This is a genomic window from Nitrosococcus halophilus Nc 4 (genome assembly GCF_000024725.1).
In the GTDB taxonomy this organism is placed as follows: domain Bacteria; phylum Pseudomonadota; class Gammaproteobacteria; order Nitrosococcales; family Nitrosococcaceae; genus Nitrosococcus; species Nitrosococcus halophilus.
Genome location: NC_013960.1, coordinates 3,283,194 through 3,300,701, shown reverse-complemented (window position 1 = coordinate 3,300,701; position 17,508 = coordinate 3,283,194). Strand labels below are relative to the sequence as shown.

The 17,508-nt window shown below is 50.8% G+C and carries 16 protein-coding genes, 3 tRNA genes and 1 pseudogene; 17 read left to right on the top strand and 3 right to left on the bottom strand.

Annotated features, from left to right (window positions below; all coding sequences use genetic code 11):
• The first annotated feature begins 12 nt into the window (after positions 1-12).
• The 3 genes from NHAL_RS15630 to NHAL_RS15620 all read left to right on the top strand — a co-directional run bounded on the left by NHAL_RS15630 (position 13) and on the right by NHAL_RS15620 (position 2,393).
• A complete protein-coding gene (locus tag NHAL_RS15630) occupies positions 13-285 on the top strand; it encodes an acyl carrier protein (RefSeq protein ID WP_013034115.1) in 273 nt (90 codons plus the stop codon).
• Complete coding sequence (locus tag NHAL_RS15625; RefSeq protein WP_013034114.1) at positions 282-1,118, top strand: hydrolase 2, exosortase A system-associated; 837 nt, start codon at positions 282-284, stop codon at positions 1,116-1,118. The genes NHAL_RS15630 and NHAL_RS15625 overlap by 4 nt, the downstream gene beginning before the upstream one ends.
• Positions 1,119-1,253: 135 nt before the next feature.
• A complete protein-coding gene (locus NHAL_RS15620; RefSeq protein WP_238985334.1) occupies positions 1,254-2,393 on the top strand; it encodes an IS4 family transposase in 1,140 nt (379 codons plus the stop codon).
• 25 nt (positions 2,394-2,418) lie between these two features.
• Here NHAL_RS15620 and NHAL_RS15615 read toward each other — a convergent pair.
• A pseudogene (locus NHAL_RS15615) lies at positions 2,419-2,637 on the bottom strand (DUF4372 domain-containing protein); the annotation flags it as partial.
• 467 nt (positions 2,638-3,104) lie between these two features.
• Here NHAL_RS15615 and NHAL_RS15605 point away from each other — a divergent pair.
• Positions 3,105-3,542: a DUF29 domain-containing protein gene (locus tag NHAL_RS15605; protein ID WP_013034112.1), complete on the top strand. Its 438-nt coding sequence runs from the start codon at positions 3,105-3,107 to the stop codon at positions 3,540-3,542.
• A 402-nt stretch (positions 3,543-3,944) separates the two neighbouring features.
• Here NHAL_RS15605 and NHAL_RS15600 read toward each other — a convergent pair.
• Both NHAL_RS15600 and NHAL_RS15595 read right to left on the bottom strand, forming a co-directional pair.
• Positions 3,945-4,020, bottom strand: a tRNA-Asn gene (locus tag NHAL_RS15600).
• 66 nt (positions 4,021-4,086) lie between these two features.
• The gene (locus tag NHAL_RS15595; protein WP_013034111.1) at positions 4,087-5,274 is read right to left on the bottom strand and encodes a pyridoxal phosphate-dependent aminotransferase; all 1,188 of its coding nucleotides are present in this window, start codon (positions 5,272-5,274) and stop codon (positions 4,087-4,089) included.
• Positions 5,275-5,366: 92 nt separating this feature from the next.
• Between NHAL_RS15595 and uvrB the strand changes: the two genes are divergently transcribed.
• From uvrB to NHAL_RS15530, 13 genes are all read left to right on the top strand, one after another.
• Positions 5,367-7,412, top strand: coding sequence for an excinuclease ABC subunit UvrB (gene uvrB / locus NHAL_RS15590; RefSeq protein WP_013034110.1), 2,046 nt, complete (start codon positions 5,367-5,369; stop codon positions 7,410-7,412).
• Between the two features lie 138 nt (positions 7,413-7,550).
• Positions 7,551-7,627 (top strand) — tRNA-Val (locus tag NHAL_RS15585).
• An 80-nt stretch (positions 7,628-7,707) separates the two neighbouring features.
• A complete protein-coding gene (thrS, locus tag NHAL_RS15580; RefSeq protein WP_013034109.1) occupies positions 7,708-9,642 on the top strand; it encodes a threonine--tRNA ligase in 1,935 nt (644 codons plus the stop codon).
• Positions 9,643-9,663: 21 nt separating this feature from the next.
• Positions 9,664-10,161, top strand: a complete 498-nt coding sequence (gene infC, locus NHAL_RS15575; protein ID WP_013034108.1) for a translation initiation factor IF-3 — start codon at positions 9,664-9,666, stop codon at positions 10,159-10,161.
• 75 nt (positions 10,162-10,236) lie between these two features.
• Positions 10,237-10,434, top strand: a complete 198-nt coding sequence (gene rpmI, locus NHAL_RS15570) for a 50S ribosomal protein L35 (RefSeq protein ID WP_013034107.1) — start codon at positions 10,237-10,239, stop codon at positions 10,432-10,434.
• Between the two features lie 12 nt (positions 10,435-10,446).
• A complete protein-coding gene (rplT, locus tag NHAL_RS15565) occupies positions 10,447-10,806 on the top strand; it encodes a 50S ribosomal protein L20 (protein WP_013034106.1) in 360 nt (119 codons plus the stop codon).
• 135 nt (positions 10,807-10,941) lie between these two features.
• Positions 10,942-11,961, top strand: coding sequence for a phenylalanine--tRNA ligase subunit alpha (gene pheS, locus NHAL_RS15560; RefSeq protein WP_013034105.1), 1,020 nt, complete (start codon positions 10,942-10,944; stop codon positions 11,959-11,961).
• 23 nt (positions 11,962-11,984) lie between these two features.
• The gene (gene pheT, locus NHAL_RS15555) at positions 11,985-14,363 is read left to right on the top strand and encodes a phenylalanine--tRNA ligase subunit beta (RefSeq protein ID WP_013034104.1); all 2,379 of its coding nucleotides are present in this window, start codon (positions 11,985-11,987) and stop codon (positions 14,361-14,363) included.
• A gap of 3 nt (positions 14,364-14,366) precedes the next feature.
• Positions 14,367-14,669: an integration host factor subunit alpha gene (gene ihfA / locus NHAL_RS15550; protein ID WP_013034103.1), complete on the top strand. Its 303-nt coding sequence runs from the start codon at positions 14,367-14,369 to the stop codon at positions 14,667-14,669.
• Entirely contained in the window at positions 14,647-15,003 is a 357-nt protein-coding gene (locus NHAL_RS15545) for a MerR family transcriptional regulator (RefSeq protein WP_013034102.1), read from the top strand. The genes ihfA and NHAL_RS15545 overlap by 23 nt, the downstream gene beginning before the upstream one ends.
• Positions 15,004-15,048: 45 nt before the next feature.
• Positions 15,049-15,125 (top strand) — tRNA-Pro (locus NHAL_RS15540).
• A 1,030-nt stretch (positions 15,126-16,155) separates the two neighbouring features.
• Positions 16,156-16,935 carry a PEP-CTERM/exosortase system-associated acyltransferase gene (locus tag NHAL_RS15535; RefSeq protein WP_013034099.1) on the top strand — a complete coding sequence of 260 codons (780 nt, stop codon included), beginning with the start codon at positions 16,156-16,158 and terminating at the stop codon, positions 16,933-16,935.
• 69 nt (positions 16,936-17,004) lie between these two features.
• Positions 17,005-17,466: a substrate-binding domain-containing protein gene (locus NHAL_RS15530; protein WP_013034098.1), complete on the top strand. Its 462-nt coding sequence runs from the start codon at positions 17,005-17,007 to the stop codon at positions 17,464-17,466.
• The last annotated feature ends 42 nt before the right edge of the window (positions 17,467-17,508 follow it).

The window sequence follows — 17,508 nt, the reverse complement described above, 5'->3', positions numbered from 1 at the left end:
GAAGAAGATCCAATGAATGAAAATACTGTCGGGACTCATACTATCGATGAGATCATTCTCATTATTAGTGAGGTGCTGCAGCTTAGTGACCGAGTCCGTCAGCGCATGACGGCTGAGACACAGTTGCTAGGTGCCGTGCCAGAGTTCGACTCCATGGCGGTGGTATCTGTCATTACCGCCCTAGAAGAGCACTACGGGTTTGTGATTGATGACGATGAAGTAGAGGCATCCACTTTTGAGACGGTGGGAAGCCTGGTGGATTTTGTGAACGGAAAACTTTTGTGACCGATTTACCACCACAGCGCCATATTTTCTTTCTGCCTGGTCTATTGGGGCCGATTTGCGCTGTTTATTATCCGCCAGCCGTAACCAGTCATTTTCCCAAGAGTGCCGTCCTCCATGTTCCTGCTTTTGCCGAGGAGATGAACAAGTGCCGGCGCATGGTGGTTTTGCAGGCTGAGAAGCTTGCCAGTACTGGCTATGGGGTGCTGGTTGTGGATCTCTATGGGACCGGAGATAGCGGCGGAGAGTTTAGAGATGCTCGGTGGGAGGTGTGGAAGGCGGATCTTGATGTTGCTTTGGGTTGGTTACGGAGCCATGGTGCAGAAACTATCAAACTTTGGGGTGTTCGGTTAGGAGGGTTGCTTGCATTGGAGCTTGCGCTCCAGTACCGGGATGAGATTCGTCATTTGATGTTATGGCAGCCGGTTGTGGATGGTCGCTCAATGTTGACGCAGTTTCTTCGGTTACGCCTTGCAGCGGATATGATGGCTGGCAGTAAAGGGGAGCGCATGGCAACCCTGTGCCAACGCCTTGCGGGGGGGGAAACGGTGGAGGTGGCGGGTTACGAGTTGACGCCAGAGCTTGCAACGGCATTGGAACGGCGGAGTTTTGCAAGCCTTGACCCTCCAGTGTCTATGGCTGTGGATTGGCTAGATGTTGTACCCAGTGCGGGACGAAACCTTTCTCCGGCGAGTCAGCGTATGGTGGAAACATGGCGCGGAAGGGGCGTTAGCGTGGCGGCTGCGGCGGTTGTGGGGGAAGCGTTCTGGACGACCCAGGAGATTGCTTTGGCACCAAGGCTTTTGGATGAAACCACTGGACGGTTGGCTGCCTGAGGTATAGACGGATAAAAGGGAATTGTTTAATTAAGAAACAAGCGGTTGCAAGAATAGAAGGAGTAGACAGGCACGGAGACATCTGATCTCATACGGGTCACGATTAAAAACCGAAGAGAGGTTGTTCCCGTGCCTGTGAAGAAGATTTTACACCGGATGTTGTCGGAGATCATGCATTTAAAACGCTTGTGGACGTTGGTGTTGTTGGTGGAGACGGTCTTGGAGACGAAGCGGTTATCGGTAACCCAGCTGGGTCGGTCATTGAAGTTACCGATTCAAGAGCGCAGTGGGATACGGCGGTCGGACCGATTTATGGGGAATAAGTACGTCCAAGCCCAAAGCAAAGCGGTGTATGAGGCGTTAGTCAAGCAGCTGGTGGGAAACAAACGGCGGCCGTGGATACTGGTAGATTGGAGTCATCTACCGAACACAGACTTGTATGTATTGCGGGCAGCATTAGTGGCGCCGGGACGGGCGTTGACCCTGTATGAGACGGTCCATGCGCAATCGCAGCAGGGGAATGAGCGCGTGCAGCGAGCTTTTTTAAAGACGCTCAAGGCGTTGTTACCGGCGGCGAGTCGGCCCGTGATTATCACGGACGCCGGATTTCATAATCCCTGGTTTAAGCAAATTGTGAGTTATGGCTGGGATTACGTAGGCCGGATCCGGGGGCGAAAATCCTACCGACCGGTGGGGGAGCGGGAATGGCGGCCCTGCCGAGAATTATGGGCGCAAGCCAGTGGCCGAGCGAAGGCACTCGGAGCGGTAGAGATGTGTCGTAAGAACCCGTTAAAGAGTAGGTTCTATTTGTTCAAAGGAAAAGCCCGGGGTCGGCATGGCAAGTCGATAGCCGAATACCGTCTGGCGGCGAAGGAGCCGTGGTTGTTGGCCAGCTCCTTGTGCGGTCGTCAATCGGCCAAGCGCGTGGTGAAACTCTATCGTACGCGGATGCAGATTGAAGAAGGGTTCCGGGATTTGAAAAGTCCAGCCTATGGCTTCAGTTTTAATCTGGCCTATAGTCGTGACCCGCACCGCATTGAGGTGTTGCTGTTGATTGCGGCTTTGGCAGGCATGGTGGCCTGGGCCGTGGGTTGGCTGACAGAGCGGCAACAATTACATTATCAGTTTCAGGCCAATTCGATAAAACATCGGCGCGTGCTCTCTCTATTCTATCTAGGCTGCCAAGTGATTCGACGAAAAGTAAGGGTAATCGTAAGTGAACAAAGTATCCGTGAGGTTTTCGATGCTATCGAAAATGAAGGATGCCCCCCATGAAACAGGGCAATTTATGCGTCTATCCTACAGCTTGACAGCGGGAAAACAGCTTGGCGAATAATGCTTCGTACAGGGCATAGGGTTGTTTCTCATTAACCCGGGCCAGAGAGGAGCGGCTCACCGGCACGGCACCTAAAGGGTAGAGTTTTCTGGCCTGAGCCGACAGATTACTGACCACATCACGGAGGCTAGTGCGTCCCGACAGCTGTGCTAGTGCCATGGAGACAAACTGCGACCAACGTGAGGCCATAAAAAGGGAGAGCATGAATTTTTGCGTCCCCTAAAAGGGGAGTTTTGCGGTACCAATAAAAAACGGAGATAGCGGAGGCTATAAAAGAGCCAAAAACCGAATTGCCCCTTGAAATGCTACCCCAATCGTTTTAGGGGGTGATAAATATCTTGTAAGTTATTGTTAATTAAGGGATAAGTGTTGTAGGCTTCTACTGTGGTCAAGGCGGCGGAGAAGCTTCTAGAGCTGGCAAAATCTGGTGAGCTGGAGGGAGTTCTCTTTATTAGTATAGGAGAACAAAATCGCAATTACTACGGCTGGGCCGGGGAGGCAGAAAGTAACCCCTTGACAGTATTGGGGGCCGTAGAAAGATTAAAGGGCGAACTTTTGGAGTATGCCAAACATAAAGGTTACTAACCCTAAATCCTTATCATACTCCGCTATGGCTCACCCTGGCGGGGTTTCCCCTTGGAGGGCAGATCATGATAGACCCCAATAAAGACTTTTACGGTTGGACCCGAGAAACCGCTGAGAAATTACGCCAAGGCAAGTTTAACGAGGTGAATATGGAGGACTTGATCGAGGAGGTCGAAGATATGGGGGCCAGTGTTTGGCGTGCACTCGATAGCCGTTTAACTATTTTGCTGGCCCATCTACTCAAGTGGCAGTATCAACCGGAGCGGCAGGGTCGAAGTTGGCAGCTTACTATTAAGGAGCAGCGCCACCAGATCGCCAAGCTGTTGCGGAAAAATCCTAGCCTCAAGCCCGAGCTGGCCGCCACCATTGCCGAGGCTTATCCCGGTGCAGTTATCGTGGCGGCACGGGAAACGGATAAAGACGAAAACACTTTCCCCGCCACTTTCGAGGGCACCGGATGGACCTGGGAGCAGGTTTTGGATATGGAGTTCTTGCCGGAGTAGTTTCACGAGAGTTTCTTGAAGTTAGTCCCTAGGCCTGGAGAGGAAAGGTTTATGCGCCATAAATTGATACTTACCGCTACTCAGAATCTATGAAAATCTCATAGGTTCGTTCGCGCCGTCTCTGCCATTGCCAGGCTTTAAAACCGTGGTCTTATATGGCTCTTGCGCGCATTTAACGTCTCGCCGCAGCCTGTCGGGACGGTGCTCAAGAGCACGAAGCCATGATAAACACGAGGATTTAGGCGTGTCAAGGGCGTGGCAAAAACTGATATTTTCAGAGAAAATAATAGATTTAATCAAACAGTTAAGAGCCCCTGCTAATTTTTTCTTATGGCGCTTACTTCTGGCTTACATAAACAAAAACAGCGGCCTTGCATGGTTGCATAAGCCGCTGATTTTAATTGGCTCCCCGGGACGGGCTCGAACCGCCGACCTAGTGATTAACAGTCACCCGCTCTACCAACTGAGCTACCGGGGAAGAAAGGGCATATCCTAATAATCCTTGCCGCTTTCGTCAACTTATTTAAGTGATTGCGATGGCAATTTAGGGGTTAAGAAAAGCGGCAATGCGCTTCAGAGCCTGCTCCAGGTTTTCCATGCTAGTAGCGAAAGAGAGGCGCAGATGCCCAGGTGCGCCAAAGGCGGATCCGGGTACCACAGCGACACCCGCCTCATTGAGCATCTTTTCAGCTAGCTCTACGTCATCTTTAACCTCCCCTCGGGAGGTGATCACCGCTTGGATATTAGGGAAGGTATAAAAAGTTCCGCTTCCAGGTAAACACTGGACTCCAGGGAGGGCGCTGAGCTGTCTGACCACAAAATCATGGCGCTTTTTGAATTCTTGGCACATGGTCTTGACACAAGTTTGATCTCCCTCTATAGCCGCTTGGGCTGCTACTTGGGAAATAGAGGTGGGATTCGAGGTGCTCTGGGATTGAATGGACTTCATTGCTTTGATGAGCACTGCCGGGCCCGCTACATAACCAATGCGCCAACCCGTCATGGAGTAGGCTTTGGAGACGCCGTTGAGCACCAGAGTGCGCTCATAAAGATCGGGGCAGGCATTTACGATATTGCAAAAGGGTTCTTTACCCCAATAAATGTGCTCATACATATCGTCGGTGGCGATAAGCACCTGGGGGTGGCGGCGTAGGATTTCACCTAGAGCAGCGAGTTCATCAGCCGTGTAAGCGGCGCCAGTAGGGTTGGAGGGGCTATTGATCACCAGTAACCGGGTGAGGGGAGTAATGGCGTCCTCCAGTTGTTCTGGGGTAATTTTGAACTGACGCTCCTGGGGGGCAGAGATGACCACAGGGATGCCCCCGGCCAGAAGGACCATATCCGGATAGGAGACCCAGTAGGGCGCTGGAATGATGACTTCATCCCCTGGGTTCAGGAGGGCCTGGGCCAAGTTGTAAAAGCTTTGTTTACCGCCTACGGAGACTAGAATCTGATTAGCCTCGTACTGGAGGCCATTATCCCGGGCAAACTTGGCGATAATAGCCTCTTTCAGGCTGGGGATGCCATCAACAGCAGTGTATTTAGTGAATCCATCCCGAATGGCTTGGATAGCCGCCTCTTTAACATGCTCTGGGGTATCGAAGTCAGGCTCACCGGCCCCAAGGCCGATGATATCTTTGCCCTCGGCCCGAAGGGCTTTGGCGCGGGCGGTGATGGCCAGGGTAGGAGATGGCTTAATTTGCTGAACGCGTGTCGAGAGAGTGATGTCCAATTGAAGCTATTCCTAATCGAGAAAATGTTACGATAACCTTCAAACTTTAATATAGCGAATTTGCGTTTTTTCAAAAAGGTTTCAATTGAGCAATGAAGCGCGTACTTGAGCTGGTGAGCGATTACCAGCCGGCAGGAGACCAGCCGGAAGCAATAGGGCAGTTGGTAGAAGGTCTAACGGCGGGAGAGATGTATCAGACTCTGCTAGGGGTCACAGGATCGGGCAAGACCTTTACCATAGCCAATGTGATCCAACAAGTTCAGCGGCCGACCATTATTTTGGCGCCTAATAAGACCCTCGCGGCCCAGCTTTATAGCGAGATGCGGGAATTTTTTCCCCATAACGCAGTGGGGTATTTTGTTTCTTATTATGACTACTATCAGCCTGAGGCTTATCTGCCTGCCTCCGATACTTATATCGGGAAAGACGCGTCAGTCAACGATTATATAGAACAAATGCGGCTTTCCGCGACCAAGGCGTTTTTGGAACGACCCGATGCCATTGTGGTGGCCAGTGTTTCTTCTATTTATGGGCTGGGTGATAAGGACAGCTACTTAAATATGGTGCTGCATCTCATGGTGGGTGACACGGTGGATCAGCGGGGGATATTACGTCGCCTGGCAGAGCTGCAATATCAGCGCAACGATATGGAATTGGGCCGCGGCACCTATCGGGTGCGGGGAGATGTCATTGATATCTATCCCGCTGAATCGGAGCAAGAGGCCATCCGGGTAGAGCTCTTCGATGATGAGATAGAGGGCCTGTCTTATTTTGACCCATTAACGGGCGAAATACTGTACCGGGTGCCCCGCTTGACGATCTATCCCAAGACCCACTATGTGACTCCCCGGGAGATCCTGTTGCAGGCGGTGGAGGACATCAAGGTCGAGCTTGCCGAGCGGCTGGAACAGCTTTATCGGGCTAACAAGCTGGTTGAGGCCCAACGTTTAGAGCAACGGACCCGTTTCGATATCGAGATGATATTGGAGCTAGGTTACTGTACGGGCATTGAAAATTATTCCCGTTTCCTGTCTAGGAGACAGCCGGGGGAGGCGCCGCCGACTTTATTTGATTACCTGCCAGAGAATGCTTTGCTGATTATTGACGAAAGTCATGTGACGGTGCCCCAATTGGGAGCCATGTACCGAGGTGACCGGGCGCGCAAAGAGACCTTGGTTGAGTATGGCTTCCGCTTGCCCTCGGCTTTGGATAATCGGCCGCTAAAATTCGAGGAATGGGAGCGTTTGGCGCCTCAGATTATTTTTGTTTCGGCGACTCCGGGACCCTATGAGCAACAGCGTTCGGGGGCTGTCGTCGAGCAAGTGGTGCGTCCTACCGGACTGATTGATCCGGAAGTTGAAGTAAGATCCGCCAGTACCCAGGTGGATGACCTGCTCTCGGAGATCCGCCAGCGGGTAATGGCAGCGGAACGCGTACTAGTAACGGTGCTCACCAAGCGCATGGCGGAGGATTTGACCCAATATCTGGAACAGCACGAGGTGCGGGTACGCTACCTTCATTCGGACATTGATACTGTGGAGCGGGTAGAAATTATCCGCGATCTGCGTTTGGGTGAATTCGATGTGCTGGTGGGCATTAACCTGCTACGGGAGGGGCTGGATATTCCGGAAGTCTCTTTGGTGGCCATCCTCGATGCGGACAAGGAGGGTTTTCTCCGTTCTGAGCGGTCGCTCATTCAGACCATGGGGCGGGCGGCGCGCAATCTTCATGGAAAGGCTATTCTTTATGGGGATGAGACCACCGGTTCCATGAGTCGGGCCATTGCCGAAACGGAAAGACGGCGGAAAAAGCAGATTGCCTTTAACCAACTCCATGGGATTACCCCCCGTGGTGTGCAAAAATCGGTGCGGGAGATTATTGATGGGGTTTATACACCCGGTACGGGCAATGCCCGCCAATACGCCCGGATCGCGGAGGAGGCTGCTGAGTACACCCGCCTACCGCCCCAGCAATTGGCCAAACGTTTGCAGCAGCTAGAGCAGCAGATGTATAAGCATGCGCAGAATCTGGAATTTGAAGAAGCCGCCCGCTTGCGGGATGAAATCCAAAAAATCAAGGCTAGGGTTTTTAAGGAGGCTGACCCTTTGGTTGCCCAGAGCCGGGAGGCCGTCAATTGAAGTTGATTTTCAGCCTGTGGCCCTTTCGGAGTTCTTAACTGCTCGATTAAGTTATAGATTCTTAGTAGCGGAATCAGTTAAAGATGGTTTACACGTTGCGGAATCGACTTGGGCATGATAAATTAATGCTGTTTTTACAGGCGCGTAGCTCAGCTGGTTAGAGCACCACCTTGACATGGTGGGGGTCGTTGGTTCGAGTCCAATCGCGCCTACCATTACGCTTAAAAGCACCGTAGCAACGGTGCTTTTTTGTTCAACAGGCCTCTCGTATTGGCCCTGAACTGGATTTTATCACATGCCTGTCATTACCCTTCCTGATGGTAGTCAACGTTATTTTGAACATTCCGTCACCGTTTATGACGTAGCCGCCGATATTGGCTCGGGCCTAGCAAAGGCAGCCCTTGCCGGCAAGATCGATGGCCATTTGGTGGATACTTCCTATCCTCTTAAGGAGGATACGGAGCTTACCGTTATTACGGGGCGCGATCCTGAAGGCTTGGAGATTATCCGCCACTCTTGCGCGCACCTGTTAGCCCAGGCGGTCAAAGCGCTTTATCCGGAAGCTCAAGTCACCATTGGGCCGGTGATTGAAGATGGTTTCTATTACGATTTTGCTTATCCTAAGGGATTTTCCCCGGAGGATCTTGAAGCCATTGAAGCGAAAATGCAGGAGCTGGTTGAGCAGGACATTTCGGTCCATCGTGAGGTGAAGTCCCGCGAGGAGGCAATTTCTTTGTTTCGCCAGATGGGCGAAGAGTATAAGGCGGAGATTATTGCCTCTATTCCCCAAGGCGAGGAGATTTCCCTTTATCGGCAAGGAGATTTCGTGGATCTCTGCCGTGGACCCCATGTCCCCTCGACTTCAAGGCTCAAGGCCTTTAAGTTGACCAAGGTATCCGGCGCCTATTGGCGTGGTGATGCCAATAACGAGATGCTGCAGCGTGTTTATGGCACTGCATGGCCTGACAAGAAAGCCCTCAAGGCTTATCTGCACCGCCTTGAGGAAGCGGAGAAACGGGATCACCGCCGGATTGGCACTGAATTAGACTTGTTTTCCATTCAAGATGAGGCCGGTGGCGGTTTAGTGTTTTGGCACCCCATGGGAGCCCGTATCCGGCAGGTCATTGAGGATTTCTGGCGGGAGCGCCATAGGGCGGCGGGTTATGAAACCCTCTATACCCCCCATATCGCCCACCAGCAGCTGTGGCAGACCTCTGGACATACGGATTTTTACCGTGAGTCCATGTACCAGCCCATGGAAGAAGACCACCAACTCTACCAACTTAAACCCATGAATTGCCCTTTTCATGTGTTGGTGTATAAGGGGCGGTTGCGCTCCTATCGGGAGTTGCCCTTGCGCTGGGCGGAGCTAGGTACCGTCTACCGCCATGAGATGTCCGGTGCTCTGCATGGGTTGATGCGGGTGCGGGGGTTTACTCAGGATGATGCCCATATTTTCTGCCGCGAGGAGCAGATAGAAGATGAAATTTTGGGTATTCTCGATCTGACTTTGGAGATGTTGTCGGCCTTTGGGTTTGAACGTTATGAAGTCGACCTTTCTACTCGGCCGGAAAAGTCAGTAGGGTCGGATGCTATTTGGGAACGGGCCACTCAAGCGCTGCGCTCAGCCCTGGAGAAGAAAGGCCTGGATTATGCCGTGGATGAAGGAGGCGGCGCTTTCTATGGGCCCAAGATCGATATTAAAATCGAGGATGCGATTGGGCGTAAGTGGCAATGTTCTACGGTTCAGCTAGACTTTAATTTGCCTGAGCGCTTTGAAATGGAGTATGTGGCTGAGGATGGCGCCCGCCACCAGCCAATCATGATCCATCGAGCGGTGCTAGGGTCTCTGGAACGCTTTTTTGGCGTACTTATCGAGCATTATGAGGGGAAGTTTCCACCTTGGCTGGCGCCGGTGCAAGTCGCCGTGATGAATATTACCGACCGGCAAGCGGAATATGCCTGCCAAGTGGAAGAAACGCTGAAAAACAAGGGCTTTCGCTCGCTTCTGGACTTGAGAAACGAGAAGATCGGTTTTAAAATCCGCGAGCACACCTTGCGCCGGGTTCCGTATCTATTAGTCATTGGAGACCGGGAAGTGGAAAACCAAACTGTGGCCGTACGTACCCGGTACAGTAAGGATCTGGGAGCGATGAGTCTTGATGCCTTTATCGAGCGCCTTGACGCCGATATCGCTCCCCTGGGTCATAGCATTTCTAAGGAGGATTAGAATATCGTTGCAAAAAAGAGCATGCGCCTGAACGAAGAGATTACTACTCCAGAAGTTCGCCTAATTGGGGTTGAGGGCGAGCAAATTGGAATTGTTTCCATTGAAGAGGCGCTGCGTGTGGCGGAGGAAGCGGGGAGGGACTTAGTGGAGATCGCCCCTCAGGCTCAACCCCCCGTGTGCCGAATTATGGATTATGGCAAGTATCTGTTTGAGGAAAGTAAAAAACGTCAGGCTGCCAGGAAAAAACAAAAGCAGATACAAATCAAGGAAGTTAAGTTTCGGCCAGGGACTGAAGAAGGGGATTACCAGGTTAAACTGCGCAACCTGGTACGTTTCCTCAAAGAAGGGGACAAAGCCAAAGTCAGTCTGCGTTTCCGCGGGCGGGAGTTGGCCCACCAAGAATTGGGGCTTAAGTTGCTGGAACGGGTTCGTGATGATTTAGCAGAATACGGTACCGTTGAGCAAAACCCAAAGCGGGAGGGTCGGCAAATGGTCATGGTTTTGGCTCCTAAGAAGTAATCATGGTGTCCTGAGCTCAGAGATTGGTTTGCTTGGATACCATTCCATTCAGCATAAATGCGGAGTATTTAAAAAATGCCTAAATTAAAAACCAATCGCGGTGCTGCTAAGCGTTTTAAACGCACAGCTACCGGGAAATTCAAGCGTGCCCAGAGTCACCATAACCACATTCTCACTAAAAAGAGCAGCAAGCGTAAGCGTAATTTGCGCCCTTTAGCCATGGTGAAGGCATCGGATGGCCCAAGGTTGAACCGTTTGTTGCCCTACGCTTAAGAGGAAATTGGTATGCCTAGAGTAAAACGAGGTGTAACGGCACGCGCCCGGCATAAGAAAGTCATTTCCCAAGCCAAAGGTTATCGCGGTCGACGCAAAAATGTATACCGCGTTGCTAACCAAGCGGTCATTCGTGCTAGCCAGTATGCTTACCGGGATCGGCGCCAACGCAAGCGGCAGTTTCGTGCGCTTTGGATAGTGCGCATTAATGCTGCGGCCCGCGAGTGCGGCCTTTCCTATAGCCGTCTTATCAATGGCTTAAAGAAAGCGGCTATTGATATCGATCGTAAGGTGCTTGCTGACCTTGCCGTTAGAGATAAGGCTGCTTTTGCGGCCATTGCGGAACAGGCGAAAGCCGCGTTGGCAAGCTAGTGCCTTCGGCCGGGGCCGATACTGGGTATCCGGTTCATAGGATTAGGCTTGGAAAGGGGGAGGCCACGTGCCGACCCCTTTTTTCGGTTGTTGATTGAGCTCATTCACCCCGGTACTTGTGAGAATAAGGAGTCCATGCAAGCGTTAAGTGAGATCGTGGCGGAAGCCCGCCAGGCTGTGTCTGTTGCCCCCAATTTGGAGACCCTCGATGAGCTGCGGGTACGTTATTTGGGTAAAAAAGGGGAACTCACGGGCTATCTTAAAAAGTTAGGCCAGCTTAGCGCTGAGGAGCGGCCTATCTTTGGTAAAGCCGTCAATGAGGCTAAACAAGCGATACAGCATGAGATCGAAGCCCGCCGCGATGTCTTAGAACAAGCTGCATTGGAGGCACGGCTAGCCTCAGAGGCCATTGATGTCACTTTGCCCGGCCGTGGCTTAGAGGTCGGCGGGTTGCATCCGGTCACCCGGACTTTGGAGCGTATCGAGGCCTTTTTCTGCCATGCAGGATTTGAAGTGCATGAAGGGCCGGAAATCGAAGACGATTATCATAATTTCGAGGCCCTTAATATTCCGCCTTCCCATCCGGCTAGGGCGATGCATGATACCTTTTATTTTGATGCCCATACGCTATTGCGGACCCATACCTCGCCAGTGCAAATCCGGGTGATGGAGCAGCAGGGACCGCCGCTACGGGTTATTGCGCCGGGACGAGTTTACCGCTGCGACTCCGATCTTACCCATACGCCTATGTTCCATCAGGTCGAAGGGTTGCTTGTTGATGAGCAGGTGAGTTTTACCGATCTCAAGGGGATTCTTTCAGATTTTTTGCGTGTTTATTTTGAACGAGAGGATCTTAAAGTTCGTTTTCGCCCCTCCTATTTCCCTTTTACGGAACCCTCGGCGGAGACCGACATTCAGTGTGTCAACTGTAGTGGCCAAGGTTGCCGAGTCTGCAGCCATACAGGATGGCTAGAAGTGCTGGGTTGTGGCATGGTACATCCTAAAGTATTTGAGTACGTGGGCATTGACAGCGAGCGATATCTAGGATTTGCATTTGGTCTAGGGGTTGAGCGCCTGGCCATGCTTCGTTATGGAGTCAATGACTTACGTATGTTTTTTGAAAATGATTTGCGCTTTTTGCGCCAATTTAATTGAATTTAAGCGACCGCAATTGAACAATGAAATTTAGTGAAGCCTGGTTGCGCCAATGGGTTAATCCAGATCTCAGTACGGAGGCTCTGGTTGAGCGGCTCACGTTGGCTGGGTTGGAAGTAGATAGTGTCGAGTCGGCTGCGCCTCCTTTTGATGGCGTTAGGGTGGCTAAGGTACTGAGTGTGGAGCCCCATCCCAAAGCGGATCGTTTGCAGGTTTGTCAGGTGGACGTAGGGGATGGTTCCCCTCTGACAGTGGTGTGCGGTGCCCCTAATGTCCGGGAAGGACTCTTGGCGCCCCTGGCTATGGTTGGCGCCCGGTTACCGGCGGGCGCCAAGATTGAACGGGCAAAGTTACAAGGGGTGGAGTCTTTTGGCATGCTTTGTTCTGCTGCGGAATTGGAGCTTGCCGAACAATCGGTGGGGTTGTTGGAGCTATCTGAGGAGGCTTCCCCCGGTGATGATCTCCATGAGTTTTTGCAACTTGATGATGTCAGTATTGAAATTGACTTGACCCCTAACCGCAGTGATTGTTTAAGCGTTGCGGGTATTGCCCGGGAAGTGGGCGTACTCACCCAATCTGCGGTAACAAAACCTGACCTAGAGCCTGTGCCGGCTAAAATCGAAGATACCTTTCCGATAACCGTCATGGCGCCGGAGGCCTGTCCTCGTTATCTAGGCCGAGTTTTACGGGGGGTTAATCCCCAAGCTCAGACCCCTTGGTGGCTTCGGGAACGACTGCGGCGCAGTGGTATCCGGAGTTTGGGGTTGGTCGTTGATATTACTAATTATGTCATGCTAGAGCTAGGGCAGCCGATGCACGCCTTTGACCTGGAGCAATTGGAGGGTGGCATCCAGGTGCGCTATGGGCGTCCCGGCGAGTCCCTTACTCTGCTGGATGGTACCCATTTACAGCTAGCTGCAGAAACATTAGTTATTGCGGATCAGCAGCGGGCTCTCGCCTTGGCAGGTATTATGGGGGGGGAAGAATCTGGAATTAGTGACCAGACCCAGCACTTGTTTTTGGAGAGCGCCTTTTTCAACCCTACCGTCATTGCGGGACGCGCCCGTCTTTATGGTTTGCATACGGATTCTTCTCACCGCTTTGAACGTGGCGTTGACCCCGAATTGCCGCGACGGGCCATGGAGCGGGCCACGGCTTTGTTAATAGAGATTGCAGGGGGACAAGCGGGACCGATCATTGAAGTGGTGGATTCCTCCCAGCTTCCTCCTCGACCGACGATTATTCTGCGGGAGGCCCGCATTCGCCGAGTTCTTGGGGTTGAGATTGCGGAGAGCCAAATTACTGAGCAATTGACTCGGCTGGGTTTAGAGGTGGAAAGAATTGCAGAGGGTTGGCGGGCAAAGGTGCCGAGTTTTCGCTTCGATCTTGCCTTAGAGATAGACCTCATTGAGGAACTAGGGCGCTTACACGGCTACGACGGTCTTCCCAGTACACGCCCCGTGGGGCAGATTCGGCCAATGTTAAAAACCGAAGCCGGGGTTTCCGTCAGTCGCATCCGTGAAGTGTTGGTGGATCGGGGCTATCAGGAGGCGATTACCTATAGCTTTGTGGATCCAAAACTTCAGCAATGGCTGGACCCTGAGGGGACCCCTGTGGCCTTGAACAATCCTATTTCTACCGATATGGCGGTCATGCGCACTACCCTGTGGTCCGGGTTGATCCAGGCGCTGCGGTATAATGTGCATCGCCAGCAAGAGCGGATACGTCTTTTCGAGTATGGTCTTACATTTAACGGCCAATTGACTTATCTTAAACAAGAAAGAACGATTGCCGGTCTTGTTTCAGGAGCCTGCTACCCGGAACAGTGGGGGGTGGCGGCCCGGCCCGTTGACTTCTTTGATCTCAAAGGGGATGTGGAAGCACTATTGGGGTTAGGAGGGCAGCGAGACTGCTTTGAGTTCGTTGCGGAACAGCACCCCGCTTTGCATCCAGGGCAGAGTGCGCGGATTGTTCGGGAGGGTCGACCAGTAGGGTGGGTAGGCGCCTTGCATCCTGCATTGGAGGGAAAGCTGGACTTGGGGGGGCATGTTTATTTGTTCGCTCTTCAGGTTGAAGCGGTTGAGTGTGGCGGTTTGCCTGCTTTTCAATCGTTATCGAAATTTCCAGCTATTCGCCGGGATATTGCCTTTTTGGTGAGTAAAAATATTCCCGCCCAGGCAGTTTTTGATTGCCTTAAGGGATTAGAATCGGATATTCTTAAGGAATTCCAATTATTTGACGTCTATACTGGGAAAGGTGTTGATCCTGATAAAAAAAGTCTTGCTTTAAGATTGATCCTACAGCATCCGTCCTACACGCTGACAGATGATAAGGTGAATGCCTTTATGGAACGAGTGGTGACGGGGCTAACGACTGAGCTCGGTGCCATTATTAGGGAGTAGCTTATGGCGCTAACAAAAGCCGACATGACTGAAACCCTTTACCAGGAACTTGGTCTTAACAAGCGCGAGGCCAAGGAGATCGTAGAAATGTTCTTTGAAGATATTCGTTGCGCTCTGGAACGGGGAGAGACAGTTAAGCTCTCCGGCTTCGGTAATTTTGAACTTCGTGATAAAGGAGAACGGCCGGGGCGCAACCCTAAGACAGGCGAAGAGATTCCCATCACTGCACGACGAGTGGTGACTTTTCGGCCTGGACAAAAACTCAAGGCGCGGGTAGAAGCCTATGCTGGAGGCAAGCAACAATAACGAATTACCACCGATTCCTGGAAAGCGTTATTTTACTATCGGTGAGGTAAGTGAATTATGTCACGTGAAGCCGCATGTTCTGCGCTATTGGGAACAAGAGTTTCCTCAGCTCAAGCCGGTGAAGCGGCGCGGCAACCGACGCTACTATCAGCGTCAGGATGTGATTATGATTCGCCAAATTCGGAGCCTTCTCTATGAGCAGGGCTTTACTATAGGAGGTGCTAGGCAAAGGCTTTCCAGTGCTGAAGCTAAGGAAGATAGCACGCAAAGCAAGCAGATTATACGTCAGCTCCGTTTAGAGCTTGAAGAGGTCAGAGATTTGCTTAAAACTTAAAGCGCCTTTAGTTGTAAATGATTTTGAGTTATCATGTAGATATGTCGGGGCGTAGCGCAGCCTGGTAGCGCACTTGAATGGGGTTCAAGTGGTCGGAGGTTCAAATCCTCTCGCCCCGACCAGTATTTAAATCATTATTTTTGATCCTAACTCTAGCCTAATGCTTAGGTTAGTTGCTGTTGAAATATCTCCTTCCTTAATTCCCCATCACTTTAGTTCTGGAAATTAATTAATCCTGCCTAGATGTAACTGTAGCACCTTGCAAGTGCCTGTTGCGGTTTATCGTGAGCTTGAGACACAGTATAAAATATCTAATTTCAGTATTTCTTTATTGAAAAATTGAGATCGGTGTGAAACTATATACCCAAAAAGCACTTATTTGAGTTATTTTGTATATAGTTAGATTGTAGGCTTAATAAATAAAAATAAATAATTAGTCGTTCCTTCTGATATTCCTTAGGGTTAGGACTCTTTGCCTGTATTTAGCAAAGGCTATCTATCTGCGCTTTGATAGTGGGGGGTGCGTTGAGGCGTCCAAATATGGTAAAGGGAGTACTTGTTAAATCTATTGAGCTATTTGCGCAAATAGATTTCCAAGGCACCCTAGCTAATAGGGGGTGTGGGTCCAGGGCAATCTCTGATGGACAGGTCTGTGTGGTGTGAAACCGGGTCAGTGGCTGTTGGGGGGGCAGCGAAATATGGATAGGGATGCCTGCCGGCATGGGTCAACGGAGGGGGCTTGAGACCATGAATCATTTAGCTAATCTCCTGCTTGGTTGGAAAATCTGTCCCCTTACTGTGTCCTTCCTATCCCGGGTATTTACCGATTTCCACTATATTGCTGCGCTCCTTACTTACTTTTCATCGAATTCCTCCTATAAAGAATCATTTCGATGGTCGCTGATAGCGACCATACAGCTACTTGCGGTAGGTTCCCATAAGAGGCCTTCTTATAATCAGCACAGGAGCAGAGAGGCTCTTTCGGTCAGTGCTGTTCAGCCAAAAATGGCATTCACGTTGGATTGTTAAAAGAATGGGGTTACCGCTCCGAAAAATACTTCTCTTTAGCTTTTGTTATGGTCTTCGCTTTTTTCTACCGATTCCACCTGCCATGCACAAGTGGATAAAAATGGTTTAGAGGCATTTAAGAATATGAGCGATTTAATCGCGGCATTCAATAAATATTTTGAAGTTGTCCCTGCAAATACAACTGAGCTCAAGAACCAATTTTTTCATTTACGTTATCAGGTTTATTCCCAAGAACTTCAATTGCCAGGTTTTGAGTCTTGGCATTATCCGGATGGCCGTGAAATTGATAAGTACGACAAGCGGTCTGTCTATTCCCTTTTGCGCCACCGGCAGAGCAAAAGTATAGTGGGAGGACTACGCCTCGTATTATGCGATCCTGATGATCCGTTTCAACCCTTTCCTATTGAGGAGCATGTTGGACATTACTTTGATACTCGGCTGGTTGATTCGACTCAATTGCCTCGTCGCACTACCGCTGAAATTTCTCGTTTAGTGGTGGCAAGGGATTTCCGTTGTCGCGGAAAAGAAGTGCTTTATGCTCACGGGATGGATTACTCTAGCTTTGATGATAAATCAGATAACCGGCGGCAATTTCCCCATCCGGTACTAGGCCTTTTAGTGGCATTGGTGCAGATGTCTTCACAGTATGGTATCACCCATTGGTATGCAATTATGGAACCGGTGCTCAATCGTTTGCTAAGACGGTTTAGTTTTGACCTAAAGCCGATAGGTCCAGCAGTCGATTATTATGGTATTCGGCAACCCTACTTAAATACTATAGATAATGTACTGACGCGGGTGTTCCAAAAAAATCAAGATATTTGGGATTTGGTTACTGACCACGGAAGGATCTGGCCGGCGCCGAGACAGTGGGCAGTTAAGCAACTGAGTACTAACTCCTAATTAAGTAGACTAGAAGGTAGAAGTTTGCCTCGCCCGCGAACGACCCCCGGCCTTATAACACCGACAATTATGCGCTTGACTATTGTACGTTTTTGGAAGTGCGGGGCTATTATTCGCTTCATCTTTGTGGTGCTCATTATTTCTCATTTGATACAGGGAGTAAATGCTCAGGAGGTTGTCGTTAATCCCAGTGTTCCGGAGACCACGTTGACCCGGAGCGCGCTTCGGGCGATTTTTAGCATGCGTCTTCGAACTTGGCCTGACGGATCATTGATTAAGGTATTTGTGCTAAGTGATAACTCTCCATTACACGTCCAATTCTCGAAAAAAATACTCAATATTTTCCCCTATCAACTTCGTAGAACATGGGATCGGCTAGTTTATTCAGGTACCGGTCAAGCACCTAACGAAGTGAACTCTATCAAAGAGATGTGCAATAAAGTTGCCTCTACGCCTGGCGCTATCGGGTACTTAGCGGAGGAAAATATTGATGCTCAGGTGCGTAAAGTGAAAGTAGTACGGGTCGAGTAATGGCATGATTAGAGGAACCATAAAAATAGGGCACAGGGAGTT